The sequence below is a fragment of the Nonomuraea sp. NPDC052129 genome, from assembly GCF_040680095.1.
In the GTDB taxonomy this organism is placed as follows: domain Bacteria; phylum Actinomycetota; class Actinomycetes; order Streptosporangiales; family Streptosporangiaceae; genus Nonomuraea.
In genome coordinates, this window is record NZ_JBFAVX010000023.1 from 177,085 (window position 1) to 191,073 (window position 13,989).

General features: G+C 67.4%; 14 protein-coding genes and 2 pseudogenes. 11 read left to right on the top strand and 5 right to left on the bottom strand.

All coding sequences use genetic code 11. From position 1 onward, the window contains the following. Nucleotides 1–25: 25 nt before the first annotated feature. Genes AB0L53_RS38715 through AB0L53_RS38725 form a run of 3 tightly spaced genes read right to left on the bottom strand, consistent with a single transcriptional unit; the run spans nt 26 to nt 3,389 of the window. Complete coding sequence (locus tag AB0L53_RS38715) at nt 26–766, bottom strand: succinate dehydrogenase/fumarate reductase iron-sulfur subunit (protein ID WP_225300734.1); 741 nt, start codon at nt 764–766, stop codon at nt 26–28. Further along, entirely contained in the window at nt 763–2,685 is a 1,923-nt protein-coding gene (locus tag AB0L53_RS38720) for a fumarate reductase/succinate dehydrogenase flavoprotein subunit (RefSeq protein WP_364005164.1), read from the bottom strand. Before AB0L53_RS38720 ends, AB0L53_RS38715 begins: the two co-directional genes overlap by 4 nt. Next, a complete protein-coding gene (locus AB0L53_RS38725; protein ID WP_358558124.1) occupies nt 2,682–3,389 on the bottom strand; it encodes a succinate dehydrogenase cytochrome b subunit in 708 nt (235 codons plus the stop codon). Before AB0L53_RS38725 ends, AB0L53_RS38720 begins: the two co-directional genes overlap by 4 nt. A 176-nt stretch (nt 3,390–3,565) precedes the next feature. Here AB0L53_RS38725 and AB0L53_RS38730 point away from each other — a divergent pair, with 176 nt between their 5' ends. The 9 genes from AB0L53_RS38730 (at nt 3,566) to AB0L53_RS38770 (ending at nt 12,562) form a co-directional block, all read left to right on the top strand. Next, nucleotides 3,566–4,495, top strand: coding sequence for a LysR substrate-binding domain-containing protein (locus tag AB0L53_RS38730; protein ID WP_364005168.1), 930 nt, complete (start codon nt 3,566–3,568; stop codon nt 4,493–4,495). A 34-nt stretch (nt 4,496–4,529) separates the two neighbouring features. Then, nucleotides 4,530–5,666: a fused response regulator/phosphatase gene (locus AB0L53_RS38735; RefSeq protein WP_364005171.1), complete on the top strand. Its 1,137-nt coding sequence runs from the start codon at nt 4,530–4,532 to the stop codon at nt 5,664–5,666. Continuing rightward, on the top strand, nt 5,663–6,841 hold the full coding sequence (locus AB0L53_RS38740) for an ATP-binding protein (protein ID WP_364005174.1): 1,179 nt from the start codon (nt 5,663–5,665) through the stop codon (nt 6,839–6,841). Before AB0L53_RS38735 ends, AB0L53_RS38740 begins: the two co-directional genes overlap by 4 nt. Further along, complete coding sequence (locus AB0L53_RS38745; protein ID WP_364005178.1) at nt 6,831–7,283, top strand: response regulator; 453 nt, start codon at nt 6,831–6,833, stop codon at nt 7,281–7,283. Before AB0L53_RS38740 ends, AB0L53_RS38745 begins: the two co-directional genes overlap by 11 nt. Before the next feature lie 195 nt (nt 7,284–7,478). Further along, nucleotides 7,479–8,264 (top strand): hypothetical protein, encoded by a 786-nt coding sequence (locus AB0L53_RS38750; RefSeq protein WP_357944144.1) that lies wholly within the window; start codon nt 7,479–7,481, stop codon nt 8,262–8,264. Beyond that, a complete protein-coding gene (locus tag AB0L53_RS38755) occupies nt 8,218–10,164 on the top strand; it encodes a fumarate reductase/succinate dehydrogenase flavoprotein subunit (RefSeq protein WP_364005181.1) in 1,947 nt (648 codons plus the stop codon). The genes AB0L53_RS38750 and AB0L53_RS38755 overlap by 47 nt, the downstream gene beginning before the upstream one ends. Further along, complete coding sequence (locus AB0L53_RS38760; protein ID WP_225300743.1) at nt 10,161–10,913, top strand: succinate dehydrogenase/fumarate reductase iron-sulfur subunit; 753 nt, start codon at nt 10,161–10,163, stop codon at nt 10,911–10,913. The genes AB0L53_RS38755 and AB0L53_RS38760 overlap by 4 nt, the downstream gene beginning before the upstream one ends. Nucleotides 10,914–11,033: 120 nt before the next feature. Beyond that, nucleotides 11,034–11,732, top strand: coding sequence for a helix-turn-helix domain-containing protein (locus AB0L53_RS38765; RefSeq protein ID WP_364005185.1), 699 nt, complete (start codon nt 11,034–11,036; stop codon nt 11,730–11,732). 11 nt (nt 11,733–11,743) lie between these two features. Continuing rightward, entirely contained in the window at nt 11,744–12,562 is an 819-nt protein-coding gene (locus AB0L53_RS38770; RefSeq protein ID WP_364005188.1) for an oxidoreductase, read from the top strand. A gap of 7 nt (nt 12,563–12,569) precedes the next feature. On the opposite strand, the gene AB0L53_RS38775 is transcribed toward AB0L53_RS38770, so the two are convergent. After that, complete coding sequence (locus AB0L53_RS38775; RefSeq protein WP_364005191.1) at nt 12,570–12,929, bottom strand: hypothetical protein; 360 nt, start codon at nt 12,927–12,929, stop codon at nt 12,570–12,572. A 482-nt stretch (nt 12,930–13,411) separates the two neighbouring features. Here AB0L53_RS38775 and tnpA point away from each other — a divergent pair. Next, nucleotides 13,412–13,624: pseudogene (gene tnpA, locus AB0L53_RS38780) on the top strand (IS200/IS605 family transposase); the annotation flags it as partial. A 3-nt stretch (nt 13,625–13,627) separates the two neighbouring features. On the opposite strand, the pseudogene AB0L53_RS38785 reads toward tnpA, so the two are convergent. Then, nucleotides 13,628–13,726: pseudogene (locus AB0L53_RS38785) on the bottom strand (IS200/IS605 family transposase); the annotation flags it as partial. 51 nt (nt 13,727–13,777) lie between these two features. On the opposite strand from AB0L53_RS38785, the gene AB0L53_RS38790 reads away from it, so the two are divergent. After that, the coding region (locus AB0L53_RS38790) for a helix-turn-helix domain-containing protein (protein WP_364005213.1) at nt 13,778–13,989 on the top strand (212 nt) is incomplete at its 3' end.

The window sequence follows — 13,989 nt, forward strand, 5'->3', positions numbered from 1 at the left end:
AACAAGTAGTACGGCCCGCAGCTCCCTACTTGGCGTTCGCCTTGAGGTAGTCGCTGTTCATCTGCGCGATCGTGTCCAGCGGGATCCCCTTGGGACACACGGCCGTGCACTCACCCGTGTTCGTGCACCCCCCGAACCCCTCCGCGTCCATCTGGTCCACCATCGCCTTGGCCCGCGTCAGCCGCTCCGGCTGGCCCTGGGGAAGCAGCGAGAGGTGGGTGATCTTGGCGGCCGTGAAGAGCGACGCCGATCCGTTCGGGCAGGCCGCCACGCAGGCCCCGCACCCGATGCAGGTGGCGGCGTCGAAGGCGTCGTCGGCGTCCTCCTTGCGTACCGGGATGCTGTGGGCGTCGGGCGCCGACCCCGCCGGGACCGAGACGAAGCCGCCGGCCTGGATGATGCGGTCGAACGCCGACCGGTCCACCACCAGGTCCTTCACCACCGGGAACGGTGCCGCGCGCCACGGTTCGATGGTGATCGTGGCGCCGTCCTCGAAGTGGCGCATGTGGAGCTGGCAGGTGGTGGTGGCGCGCTGCTCGCCGTGTGCGACGCCGTTGATGACCATGCCGCACATGCCGCAGATGCCCTCGCGGCAGTCGTGGTCGAAGGCCACCGGGTCGTCGCCCGAGAGGATGAGGCGCTCGTTGAGTACGTCGAGCATCTCCAGGAAGGACATGTCCGGGGAGACGTCTTCAACCCGGTAAGTGGCCATCTTGCCGGGAGCTGACGGGCCGCTCTGGCGCCAGACCTTCAAAGTCAAGTTCACTTGTAGCTCCGCTGGGTCATCTTGACGTACTCGTACTCGAGCGTTTCCTTGTGCAGCACCGGTCCGTCCCCGGAGAACTCCCAGGCCGACACGTGTGCGAAGTGCTCGTCATCGCGCAGGGCCTCGCCGTCGGCGTCCTGCGACTCGGCGCGGAAGTGGCCGCCGCACGACTCGGTGCGGATCAGCGCGTCCAGGCACATGAGCTCGGCCAGGTCGAAGAAGTCCGCGACCCGCCCGGCCTTCTCCAGGACCTGGTTCAGCTCCTCGGCGGTGCCCGAGACCTTGACGTCCCGCCAGAACTCCTCGCGCAGCTCCGGAATGCGCTCCAGCGCCTTGCGCAGCGACTCCTCGGTGCGCTCCATGCCGCAGTAGTCCCACATGAGCTTGCCGAGCTCGCGGTGGAAGGAGTCGGGGGTACGCGTGCCGTTCACCGCGAGCAGCCTGTCGATCTTGGTACGTACCTTGATCTCGGCCTCGGCCACGGCGTCCTCGGAGACCTCCCCGAACGGCCCGGCCGCCAGGTAGTCGCCGAGCGTGGTGGGCAGCACGAAGTAGCCGTCGGCCAGGCCCTGCATCAACGCCGAGGCGCCGAGGCGGTTGGCGCCGTGGTCGGAGAAGTTGGCCTCGCCGATCACGAACAGGCCGGGGATCGTGGACTGCAGGTCGTAGTCCACCCACAGGCCGCCCATGGTGTAGTGGACGGCCGGGTAGATGCGCATCGGCGCCTCGTAGGGGTTCTCGCCCGTGATGCGCTCGTACATCTCGAAGAGGTTGCCGTACTTCTTCTCCACGGCGGCCCGCCCGAGACGGTTGATCGCGTCGGCGAAGTCCAGGTAGACCCCGAGTCCACCGGGTCCGACGCCGCGACCCTCGTCGCAGACGTTCTTGGCGGCGCGGGAGGCGATGTCCCGAGGGACGAGGTTCCCGAAAGCCGGATAAATCCGCTCCAGGTAGTAATCGCGTTCGTCTTCAGGAATGTCGCCGGGAGCCCGGGAGTCACCGCCGACGAGCGGCACCCACACGCGGCCGTCGTTGCGCAGCGACTCCGACATCAGCGTCAGCTTCGACTGGTACTCGCCCGACACCGGGATGCAGGTCGGGTGGATCTGCGTGTAGCAGGGGTTGGCGAAGTACGCGCCGCGCTCGTGTGCCCGCCAGATCGCCGTGGTGTTGCAGCCCTTGGCGTTCGTGGACAGGAAGAACACGTTCCCGTAGCCGCCGGAGGCCAGCACGACGGCATCGGCCACATGCCGCTCGATCTCCCCGGTGACCATGTCGCGGACGATGATCCCGCGCGCCCGGCCGTCGTCGACGATCACGTCGAGCATCTCGTGCCGGGTGAACATCTCCACGGTTCCGGCCGCGATCTGCCGCTCCAGGGCCTGGTAGGCGCCGAGCAGCAGCTGCTGGCCCGTCTGGCCGCGCGCGTAGAACGTACGCGACACCTGCGCGCCGCCGAACGAGCGGGTGTCCAGCAGCCCGCCGTACTCACGGGCGAACGGGACGCCCTGGGCGACCGCCTGGTCGATGATGTTCACGGAGACCTGGGCGAGGCGGTAGACGTTCGACTCGCGGGCCCGGAAGTCACCGCCCTTTACCGTGTCGTAGAAAAGGCGATAAATCGAGTCACCGTCGCCGCGGTAGTTCTTCGCGGCGTTGATCCCGCCCTGCGCGGCGATGGAGTGCGCGCGGCGCGGCGTGTCCTGATAGCAGAACGACTTGACGTTGTAGCCCAGCTCCCCCAGCGTCGCGGCGGCGGAACCGCCCGCCAAGCCGGTGCCGACCACGATCACGTTGAGCTTGCGCTTGTTGGCCGGGTTGACGAGCTTGGCGGCGAACTTCCGCTTCTCCCACCGCTCCTCGATGGGGCCAGCGGGCGCCTTGGCGTCCTTGATCTCCGGGCCTTCGGTGTACTTCACTTGATCACTCCGAACGTGACGGCGAGCGGCGGCGCGAGGAAGCCGATGACCAGGACTGCGGACACCAGCGCCGCGACCGGGCGAAGGGCCTTGAAACGGGTGGCCCAGCCAAGGGTCTGGAACATGCTCCAGATGCCGTGCCGCAGGTGCAGGCCGACCATGACGACGGCCACGACGTAGAAGAGCGTGACCCACCAGCGCGACAGGTCGAACCCGGCGATCAGCCGGTCGGCCGGCGCGGCGTCGTACCCCTTGGGGTTCACCACGCCGAAGCTCAGGTCGAGCAGATGCCAGACCAGGAAGAGCAGGATCGTGACGCCGCCCCACCTCATGATGTGCGTGGTGTAGCCCTTGGCCTGCGACTTCTTGGCCACGTACTTCACCGGCCGGGCCTGGCGGGCCCGCCGCGCCAGCGAGATCGCGGCCCACATGTGCAGGACCACCGCGACGACGAGGCCAGCCTCCAGGAGCGTCAGCACCGTCCGGTACGGCGCCAGCGGCTCCAGCAGCGTGCGGAGCGCCTCGGCGTACTCGTTGAAGGAGTCCTTGCCGAGGAAGATCTTGAGGTTGCCCAGCATGTGGAGGATCAAGAAGAGCACCATCGCGGCGCCCGTGACGGCCATGATGGCCTTCTTGCCGTTGGACGAGCGCAGGAATCCGCCGCGCTTTCCGCTGGGGGTCGGCTTTTTCGGCGTGGGCTTCAAGACTGGCGCGGTAGCGGCGCCTCGCTCAATCGTGGCTGTCACGTCTTCCGACGCTAGATATCCAGCCATGATCCGTCCAAGTCATGACGGGCCTGGTTTCCATAGCCTTCGGCTATGATGCTTGGTTTGTACGGCCGGCGTAAGGAAATCCCACGAGCCGGTGCGAGGAAAATCACATGCAGCTGCAACAGCTCGCCTACTTCGTCGCAGTCGCGGAGACCAGGCACTTCACCCAGGCCGCCGAGCGGATGCGGGTCGCCCAGCCGTCACTCAGCAAGCAGATCAAGGCATTGGAGAGCGACCTCGGCGCCCCGCTGTTCTCCAGGGCGCGCGGCAACGTCACCCTGACCCCGGCGGGAGAGGCGCTGCTGCCACTCGCCCGCCGGATGCTGGCCGACGCCGGCACCGCCCGGCAGGAGGTGGCCGAGCTCGCCGGACTGCGCAGAGGCAGGGTACGGCTCGGCGCCACCCCGTCACTGTGCGCCGGGCTGCTGGCCGACGCCCTGGCCCGCTTCCACCTCGCCTATCCGGGCATCGAGCTGCTGGTCGAGGAGGACGGCTCACGCGACCTGGTCAGGGCGCTGGCCCGCGGGCAACTCGACCTGTCCCTCATCATCACGCCGCTGCAGGGGGACGACCCGTCCCTGGTGACCGAGGAGATCCTGCGCGAGAACCTGGTCGTGGTGACGCCCTCGCACAAGCCCGAACGCAAGCCGTACCTACGTATGGAGGATCTGCGCGGCCGGGGGATGGTGATGTTCAGGCGCGGCTACGACCTGCGCGAGGCGACCCTGGCGGCCTGCCGCCAGGCCGGGTTCGAGCCCAGGTTCGCGGTGGAGGGCGGCGAGATGGACGCCGTCCTGCGGTTCGTGGAGGCGGGGCTGGGGCTGGCCGTGGTGCCGTCCATGGTGCTCGACGGGCGGCCGGGGCTGACCGGCACTCCCCTGGCGCCACCGGGGCTTAGCCGCACCATCGCGCTGGCCCACCGCAAGGACGTGGAGCCGACGAGGGCGGCGCAGGCCTTCCGTACGACCCTGCTCTCCTTCGTCGTCGAAGCCGGTCATGAGCACACGCTTCCGCAAGGGGTCGAGCTCATCGCAGAATAATCCCCAACAGCCCAACTTCTATGAAGAGGCGCGTGTGACGGCAACTCTCAACGAAACGCTGACGCTGCTCCTCATCGAGGACGACGCCGGTGACGCGTTCCTCGTCGAGGAGCTCCTGAAGCAGGCCGAGGCACCGCCGCACATCACCTGGGTACGCAGCCTGGCCGAGGGCAAGGCCAAGCTCGACGCCCGGATCCAGTGCGTACTCGTCGACCTCACGCTCCCCGACGCTACCGGCCTGGAGGCGCTGGAGCAGGTGCTGGGGGCGGCGCCGCACGCGGCCGTACTGGTGCTCACCGGGCTGCGCGACGCCCACGTGGGGGTCGCCGCGGTCCAGGCCGGAGCGCAGGACTACCTCGTCAAGCAGGACGTCGACGCGCGGCTGCTGGCCAGGGCCATCCGCTACGCGATGGAGCGCAAGCGGGCCGATCTGGCGCAGCTCAGGCTGGTCGCGGCCGAGCTGACGGCCAAGGAGAACGCCCGGCTGGAGAGCGGGCTGCTGCCCGTCGCCCTGCTACGCACCGACGCGCTGGAGCACACCACCCGCTACCTGCCGGGCACCCAGGGGTCGCTGCTGGCCGGCGACTTCTTCGACACCGTGCAGACGCCCGACGGCGCGGTGCACATCGTGGTCGGCGACGTCTGCGGGCACGGGCCCGACGAGGCCGCGCTCGGTGTGGCGCTGCGCATCGCCTGGCGCACGCTGGTGCTCGCCGGGCAGACGGGCGAGCGGCTGCTGCGTACGCTCGACGCCGTCCTTTGTGCCGAACGCCAGGCCCCGGAGATCTTCACCACCCTGTGCATGGCGACCATCACGCCCGACCTGCGCAACGCCAGGATGCGGGTGGTCGGACACCCGCCGCCCGTCCTCGTCCGTGACGGAGTCGTCGGTGTGGTCCCCGGCGCGCCCTCCGGGCCGCCGCTCGGCATCTTCTCCGATGCCGAATGGACCGTCCTCGACGTGCCACTGGGCGAGGAATGGTCCATGATGCTCTACACCGACGGCCTGATCGAGGCCGCGGTGGGCGAGCAAAAGGAGCTGCTCGGCGTGGACGGCCTGGTCGACCTGGTACGCGAGCACGGCTCGATCGATCTCGACCGGCTCATCAGGCACGTGGGCACGCTCAGCGACGACCTCGCCGTGGTGCGCGTCAGCAGGAGGTCGCAGTGAGCATCCATCCGCTGCCCCCGCCGAAGCCGGCGACGGGCGTCGGCAGACTGCCGGTGGGCCGGTGGTTCCTCGCCGTCGGCGTGGTGAGCGCCGTGGTGTTCGTGCTGGGGGCCACGCTGATCATGAAGCTGGTCGCCGACGTACGGGGGCGGGGTCTGCGGCCCGACGTCGCGGTCCAGCTCGACCGGCTGAACGTGGCCCTGGTCGTACTGCTGGCCGTGATGGCCGCGATGGGGATCGGGCTGCTGTTCATCGTTCGCTACGCCGTACTGAAGCCCATCGCCCAGCTGACCGACCAGGTGCGCAAGGTCGCGGCGGGCGACTTCGACCACCGGCTGAGTGTGGCGCGGCCGGCGGAGCTGGCCGAGCTGTCGAGCCACGTCGACTCCATGCGTGCGCGCATCGTGTCGGCCTGGCGGCGGGCCGAGGAGCAGTCCGACGAGCTGCGCAGGTCCAACGGGGAGCTGGAGCAGTTCGCCTACGTCGCCAGTCACGACCTGCAGGAGCCGCTGCGCAAGGTGGCCAGCTTCACGCAGATGCTGGAGCAGAGGTACGGCGACCGGCTCGACGACCGGGCCAAGGAGTACATCCGCTACGCGGTCGACGGCGCCAAGCGCATGCAACTGCTCATCAACGACCTGCTCGACTTCTCCAGGGTGGGCCGGGTCACCGGCGAGCGGGTGGTCACCGACACGGACGCGGCGCTCACCACGGCCCTGGACAACCTGTCGGCCGCGATCGAGGACACCGGTACGGTCGTCACCCGCGACGCCCTGCCCAAGGTCGTCGGCAACCGTGGCCAGCTCACCCAGCTCTTCCAGAACCTGATCGAGAACGCCGTCAAGTTCCGCTCCGACCTGCCGCCGCGGGTGCACATGGGCGTCAAGCGGGCCGGGCGGATGTGGGAGTTCAGCTGCTCGGACAACGGGATCGGGGTGGAGGCCAAGTACGCCGACCGCATCTTCCTGATCTTCCAGCGCCTGCATCCACGGGACGTCTATCCAGGGACCGGCATCGGGCTCGCGCTCTGCCGCAAGATCGTCGAATATCACGGCGGCCAGCTCTGGCTCGACAGCGGAGACGGCGGAGGCAGCGGAGATAGCAGCGCCGACAAGGACAAGGGCGCAACGTTCCGCTGGACCCTGCCCGCGGCTGGAGACGAAGATGACGACTGACTGGCGGCCGATCGAGGTGCTCCTGGTCGAGGACGACCAGGGTGACGTGCTCCTCACCAAGGAGGCGTTCGACTTCAACAAGGTCCGCAACCGCCTGCACGTGGTCAACGACGGCGAGCAGGCGATGGCATTCCTGCGCCGGGAGGACGGCTACCAGGACGCGCCGACGCCCGACCTCATCCTGCTCGACCTGAACCTGCCCCGGATGGGCGGGTTGGAAGTGCTCACCGAGGTGAAGGCCGACGCCGAGCTGCGCACGATCCCCGTGGTGATTCTGACGACCTCGGAGGCGGAGGAGGACATCCTGCACAGCTATCGGCTGCACGCGAATGCGTACGTCTCCAAGCCGGTAGATTTTGAGCAATTTATCCGAGTTGTCCGCCAAATAGATGATTTTTTCGTGACTGTGGTTAAGCTGCCGAGCAAAGGGCAGCCCACGTGACAGGGGTACGTGACAGGAATCACAGCGAGTCATCGAAAAAGTGAGTGACCCTCCTCACAAATCCCGAGGCGGTCGTCGTAACGTATCCCCCACCAAAGCGCTCTGCGAGCGGAGGCCATGCCCCGCCGTGCACGCGCCAAGCGAACGACCCGGATTCCCTGCGAGCAGGGTCCGCGGGAGGTGGAGAGGTCCGCGATGACCCAAACGACGCCCGATGCTCCTGTCAGAAGGCAGCGTGCGCAGATAAAGGTGCGCACGCTGCGCACCGACAGATGGTGGCTGGCCCCGCTGCTGACCTTCCTGGCGCTCAGCGCCTTCCTCGTCTACGGCGTGTGGGCGATCATTGACAGCAGCTACTACATCGATCCGTACATCGCCCCGTTCTCGTCGCCGTGTCTGACGACCTCGTGTGCCGAGGGCGCGCGGCTGTTCGGCTGGGCGCCGATCGGTGACTGGTACACGCTGCCGCCCGGTCTGCTGATCCTCGGCCTGCCCGGCGGGTTCCGGCTGACCTGCTACTACTACCGGAAGTCCTACTACCGGTCCTTCTGGCTGTCGCCGCCCGCGTGCGCCGTTCAGGAGCCGCACGGCAAGTACAGCGGTGAGACGCGCTTCCCGCTGATCATGCAGAACATCCACCGGTACTTCTTCTACGCGGCCATCGTCATCGGTGCGATCCTGAGCTACGACGCGATCCTGGCGGTCGTCCACAAGCCGCTCGGCCTGGGCTCGTGGATCCTGATCGCCAACGCCGTCCTGATCGTCGCCTACACGCTGTCGTGCCACTCGTGCCGGCACATCACCGCGGGCCGGCTCAACCACTTCTCCCGGCACCCGCTTCGCTACCGGGCCTGGACGTTCGTCTCCAAGCTCAACGCCAAGCACCAGCCACTCGCGTGGGCCTCGATGTTCTCCGTCATGGGCGCCGACCTCTATGTCCGCCTGGTCGCCAAGGGCATCATCGCCTTCCCGTTCGCTTAAGGATCTTTCTGTGGAAATCGAGCGTCACGAATACGACGTCGTCGTCATCGGCGCGGGCGGCGCCGGACTGCGGGCCGCCATCGAGGCCCGGCAGCAGGGCAAGCGGACGGCGATCGTCTGCAAGTCGCTGTTCGGCAAGGCCCACACGGTCATGGCCGAGGGCGGCGCGGCCGCCGCGATGGGCAACGTCAACTCAGACGACAACTGGATGGTGCACTTCCGTGACACCATGCGGGGCGGCAAGTTCCTGAACAACTGGCGGATGGCCGAACTCCACGCCAAGGAGGCCCCCGACCGGGTCTGGGAGCTGGAGGCGTGGGGCGCGCTGTTCGACCGCACCAAGGACGGCAAGATCAGCCAGCGTAACTTCGGCGGGCACGAATACCCCCGGCTGGCCCACGTCGGCGACCGCACCGGTCTGGAGCTGATCCGCACGCTGCAGCAGCGCGTCGTCGCGCTGCAGCAGGAGGACTTCGAGACGCACGGCGATCACGAGGCCTACATCAAGGTCTTCGCCGAATGTACGGTCACGCGCCTGCTCAAGGACGGCGACCGCATCTCGGGTGGCTTCGGCTACTGGCGCGAGTCCGGAAATTTCGTGGTCTTTGATGCGCCGGCCGTCGTGCTCGCCACCGGCGGCATCGGCAAGTCCTACGTGGTCACCTCCAACTCCTGGGAGTACACCGGTGACGGCCACGCCCTGGCCCTGCTGGCCGGCGCGAAGCTGATCAACATGGAGTTCATCCAGTTCCACCCCACGGGGATGGTCTGGCCGCCGTCCGTGCGCGGCATCCTCGTCACCGAGTCGGTCCGCGGCGACGGCGGCGTGCTGCGCAACTCCGACGGCGAGCGCTTCATGTTCAACTACATCCCCGAGGTGTTCAAGGACAAGTACGCCACCTCCGAGGAGGAGGGCGACCGCTGGTACACCGACCAGGCCAACAACCGCCGCCCCCCGGAGCTGCTGCCGCGTGACGAGGTGGCTCGGGCGATCAACTCCGAGGTGAAGGCGGGGCGCGGCTCTCCCCAGGGCGGCGTCTTCCTCGACGTGTCCAGCCGGCTGCCGGCCGAGGAGATCAAGCGGCGGCTGCCGTCGATGCACCACCAGTTCAAGGAGCTGGCCGACGTCGACATCACCGCCGAGCCCATGCAGGTGGGCCCGACCTGCCACTACATCATGGGCGGCGTCGAGGTCGACGCCGACACCGGCGCGGCGGCCGTGCCGGGGCTCTTCGCCGCGGGCGAGGTCTCGGGCGGCATGCACGGCTCCAACCGCCTGGGCGGCAACTCGCTGTCCGACCTGCTGGTCTTCGGCCGCCGAGCGGGCGCCGGAGCCGCCGCGTACATCGACGGCCTGCCCGCCAGGCCCCAGGTGGCCCAGGAGCTCGTGGAGGAGGCGCACGCCGAGGCGCTGGCGCCGCTGGGCCGCTCCGGCGAGAACCCCTACGAGGTGCACCACGAGCTCCAGCGGACGATGAACGAACTCGTCGGCATCATCCGCAAGGCCGAAGAGGTCTCCGAGGCCCTGGAGGCCGTGGAGAAGCTCAAGGAGCGGGTGCAGCTGGTCGGCGCGGCCGGCTCGCGGATCTACAACCCCGGCTGGCACCTCGCGATCGACCTGCGCAACATGGTCCTCGTCTCGGAGTGCGTGGCGCGGGCCGCGCTGCTGCGCGAGGAGAGCCGCGGCGGGCACACCCGCGACGACTTCCCCGGCATGAACCCGGCCTGGCGCCGCAAGCTGCTCGTCTGCTCGACGGAGGACGGCTCGTCCGTCTCGGTCGAGGAGAAGGTGCAGCCTACGATGGCCGACCACCTGATCAAGCTGTTCGACCGGGACGAGCTGGCGAAATACCTCACCGACGAAGAGATGACCGAGTTCGACGGGATCGCAAAGTCATGAGCTACAAGGCAAAGTTCAAGGTATGGCGCGGTGAGGGCGGTGAGGGCAAGCTCGAGGACTTCACCGTCGAGGTGAACGAGGGCGAGGTCGTCCTCGACATCATCCACCGTCTGCAGGCCACGCAGGCGCCGGACCTGGCGGTCCGCTGGAACTGCAAGGCCGGCAAGTGCGGCTCCTGCTCGATGGAGATCAACGGCAAGCCCCGGCTGGGCTGCATGACGCGGATGTCCACCTTCACCGAGGACGAGACGATCACCGTCACGCCGATGCGTACGTTCCCCGTCATCAAGGACCTCGTCACCGACGTCTCGTTCAACTACGAAAAAGCACGCGAAATCCCGTCCTTCACCCCGCCGGAGGGTGTGCGGCCGGGCGAATATCGGATGAAGCAGGTCGACGTCGAGCGGTCCCAGGAGTTCCGCAAGTGCATCGAATGCTTCATGTGCAACAACATCTGCCACGTCATCCGCGACCACGAGGAGAACAAGCCCGCCTTCGCCGGGCCGCGCTTCCTCATGCGCATCGCGGAGCTGGACATGCACCCGTACGACGTGGCGGACCGGCAGGAATCAGCCCAGGAGGAGCATGGGCTGGGCTACTGCAACATCACCAAGTGCTGTACCGAGGTCTGCCCCGAGCACATCAAGATCACTGACAACGCGCTCATCCCGATGAAGGAGCGCGTGGCCGATCGGAAGTACGACCCGATCGTGTGGCTGGGCAACAAGATCTTCAAGCGCGCCAAGTAGCGTCGTACTCGTACTGAAGCAGGCCGGTGAGGGCTCCCCTCACCGGCCTTCTTCATGGGGCCGTGTGACTTTTTGACTTCTTTTGCTAAGCTGGTCAACAAGTCAGATGGAGGTCTCACGATGGCGCTGGGCAGACCGAGCGAGGCGGCCGACCGCGCCGACCGGATCCTCGACGCGGCGGCCGAGCTGACCGTGCGCCTCGGCGTTCGCAAGGTGACGATCGACGACATCGCCCAGCGGGCCGGCATCGGCAAGGGCACCGTCTACCTGCACTGGCGTACCAAACAGCAGCTCTTCGAGGCCCTGTTCGTGCGCGAGGCCATCATCTACGTCGAGACGCTGCTCGAGGAGTTGCGCCGTGACCCGGCCGTGGTGCTGCCCCACCGCATGCTCAGCACGCTGTTCCTGGTGAGCTGCCGCCGGCCGATGCTGCGGGAGCTCCTCACCGGCAACCTGCCGCTCCTTCAGGGCAGGATGGCCGACAGCGCGACGCGCAGCCACGAACTGCTCGCCACCGCGCGCTTCCACGAGGTGATGATCCGTCACGGCCTGCTCCGCGACGACGTCGAGCACCTGATCTACGGCCTGACCGCGACGCAGGCGAGCTTCTACCTCCTGGGCACCGTGATCACGGTGCCCGACGAGCCGGACGCTGAGGCCAAGGCCAGGGTGCTCGCGCACATCGTCCGGCACGCGTACGAGCCGGCCGAGCAGCCGGACGCACAGGTGATCGCGGCCGCCGCCGCGGAGATCATCGCCGCCTCGGAAGCCCTGATACCGCCCTACCGGGAATGGCTCTACGCCGCGTACCCCAGATGAAAGGTCGTTCCATGGCAGCCAAGATCTGCCTCGTCACAGGCGCTTCGGCCGGCATCGGCCGCGCCACCGCACTCGAACTGCTGCGTGCCGGCCACACGGTGTACGGCGTGGCCCGGCGCGTCGACCGGATGGAGGACATCCGCGAGGCCGGCGGCCACTCCCTCGCGATGGACGTCACCAAGGAGGAGGACCTGCGCCGCGTCGTCGACACCATCCTCGCCGAGCAGCAGCGCATCGACGTGCTGGTGAACAACGCCGGCGTCGGCGTGTACGGGGCCGCCGAGGACGTGCCGCTCGACACCGCGCGTCACCAGTTCGAGGTCAACATGTTCGGGCCCGCCCGGCTGATCCAGCTGGTCCTGCCGGGGATGCGCGAGCGCCGCTCCGGCACGATCGTCAACGTCTCCTCGATCGCCGGGGTGATCTCGCTCCCGCTCGGCGCCTGGTACCACGCCTCGAAGCACGCCCTGGAAGGCTATTCCGACACCCTGCGCCAGGAGGTCGGCCGCTTCGGCATCAAGGTGGTGGTCGTCCAGCCCGGCCTCATCAAGACGGAATTCGAGTCGAGCACGCCCCACGACCTGAGGGAGGTCTCCGGCAAAGGCGCCTACGCCTCCGTCGCGAACGCGATGGCGGACCGCGCGGAAGCCGCTTTCGCCGGAAAGAACAAGGCCTCGGACCCCTCGGTGGTCGCCCAGTCCATTCGCACGGCCATCGACGCCAAGGCCCCCAAGCCGCGGTACGCCGTCGGCTACATGGCCAAGCTCCTGCTGAGTCTGCACCGGCTGCTCTCGGACCGCGCCTTCGACAAACTCGTCACCCGTACGTGACGCCGCTTCACCAGCAGCGCATGTCCCTCAATCCGCCGTCATACATGCCGTCCAGGTGGACGATCACCTGGTTCGTGGCAGAAGTCTCGTCCGGTTGAACGCCAGGCTCGTCAAACGGCGTCCAGGCCATGATCTCGAAGTCATCGAGGTCTCCGTCGGGATCCTCGATCTTCGCCTGGCGGTAGTGGTTCAGCACCTCCTGGACGGGCCGGTCGGTGGAGACCTCGAAGCGAATGGTGTACCAGCAGTCGCCGGAGTCGCCGGTCACCTCCACTTGCGGGTCGATGTACCCGAAGTCCGCTCCGGGCGGCGGCGGATACTCCTGGATGCGTCCACCATGCGCGCCAGCCGATAGTCGTTGAGCCAAACGGGCGTCATAACGATCGCCCCGAGTAACACGAACGGCACCAACGACAAGCCCAGGCAACTGATCCGCCGAGCTACGCGTAAATGTCCGGACTTTTCCGATAATGCGGGTTCACCCGCGGCTGGGGGAGTCGACATGGATGACGTACTCGCGTACCGCGCGAAAAACGGGTCATCGAGCGGTCAGGGCGGCGAGTCGCGTGCCGAATCCGACGGCCGGACGCCACAGTCGCGAGATCGTACGACCGCGTTACCGAAGGTCCGCAGGAAGCCTCGGCCTTCAGGCCGGGGATGAATGCGGTCCCTCTTTGGGGGATGGCCCGCCGTAGGCGGGCATCCCGGAGCGCGGAGCGCGGATGTGGAGCCTCAGGTGGGGCGGCGCTGCTGTTCGATATACGCCTTAATGATCGATAGTGGCGCTCCGCCACAGGCAGAAACGCCTACGACGACGCGATGCTGCGCCGCTGCGAAGACATCATGATCGAGGTGTGCGACAGTTTCGAGGCCGAACTCCGCGAGTTCAACAGCGAACACGACCACGTCCACCTGCTCATCCACTACCCGCCCAAGGTCGCGATCAGCAAACTCGTCAACTCGTTGAAGGGCGTCTCCTCGCACTACCCGCGCAAGGAGTTCACCGGCAGCGTCAACCGCGCCATCATGCACGGCCCCTTCTGGTCACCCAGCTACTTCGCCGCCGCGATATGTGGTGATAAAGACCAGATGGGCGTGCATCGCGGAAACCACGTGTCTGCCTCGTCGATATTCGACTTCCTGGCTCATAGACCAGATGATAATGTGTTCGAGTCGGTGAGACGTGAGCATCCTGTGGAAGAGGGGGTGTTGCGCATGCTGGCGGGCCGGAAGTACCGCCTGGAGTTCGACTTCGGGCAGCAGGCGTTCGCCGAAAGGCTGGGTGGCATTTGCCGGGCGGTGTGGAACACCGGTCTCGAACAGCGGCGGGAGTACCGGCGGCGCGGAGGGTGGATCGACTATGCCGAGCAGTGCGGGCAGCTCGCCGAGGCGAAGAAGGACCCGTACTGCGAGTGGCTCGCCGATGC

What these genes read in the sequence shown, in the direction of transcription:
- AB0L53_RS38730 (WP_364005168.1), top strand. Translation starts at nt 3,566, where the DNA reads ATGCAGCTGCAACAGCTCGCCTACTTCGTCGCAGTCGCGGAGACCAGG.
- AB0L53_RS38745 (WP_364005178.1), top strand. Translation starts at nt 6,831, where the DNA reads ATGACGACTGACTGGCGGCCGATCGAGGTGCTCCTGGTCGAGGACGAC.
- AB0L53_RS38750 (WP_357944144.1), top strand. Translation starts at nt 7,479, where the DNA reads ATGACCCAAACGACGCCCGATGCTCCTGTCAGAAGGCAGCGTGCGCAG.
- AB0L53_RS38755 (WP_364005181.1), top strand. Translation starts at nt 8,218, where the DNA reads ATGTCCGCCTGGTCGCCAAGGGCATCATCGCCTTCCCGTTCGCTTAAG.
- AB0L53_RS38760 (WP_225300743.1), top strand. Translation starts at nt 10,161, where the DNA reads ATGAGCTACAAGGCAAAGTTCAAGGTATGGCGCGGTGAGGGCGGTGAG.
- AB0L53_RS38765 (WP_364005185.1), top strand. Translation starts at nt 11,034, where the DNA reads ATGGCGCTGGGCAGACCGAGCGAGGCGGCCGACCGCGCCGACCGGATC.
- AB0L53_RS38770 (WP_364005188.1), top strand. Translation starts at nt 11,744, where the DNA reads ATGGCAGCCAAGATCTGCCTCGTCACAGGCGCTTCGGCCGGCATCGGC.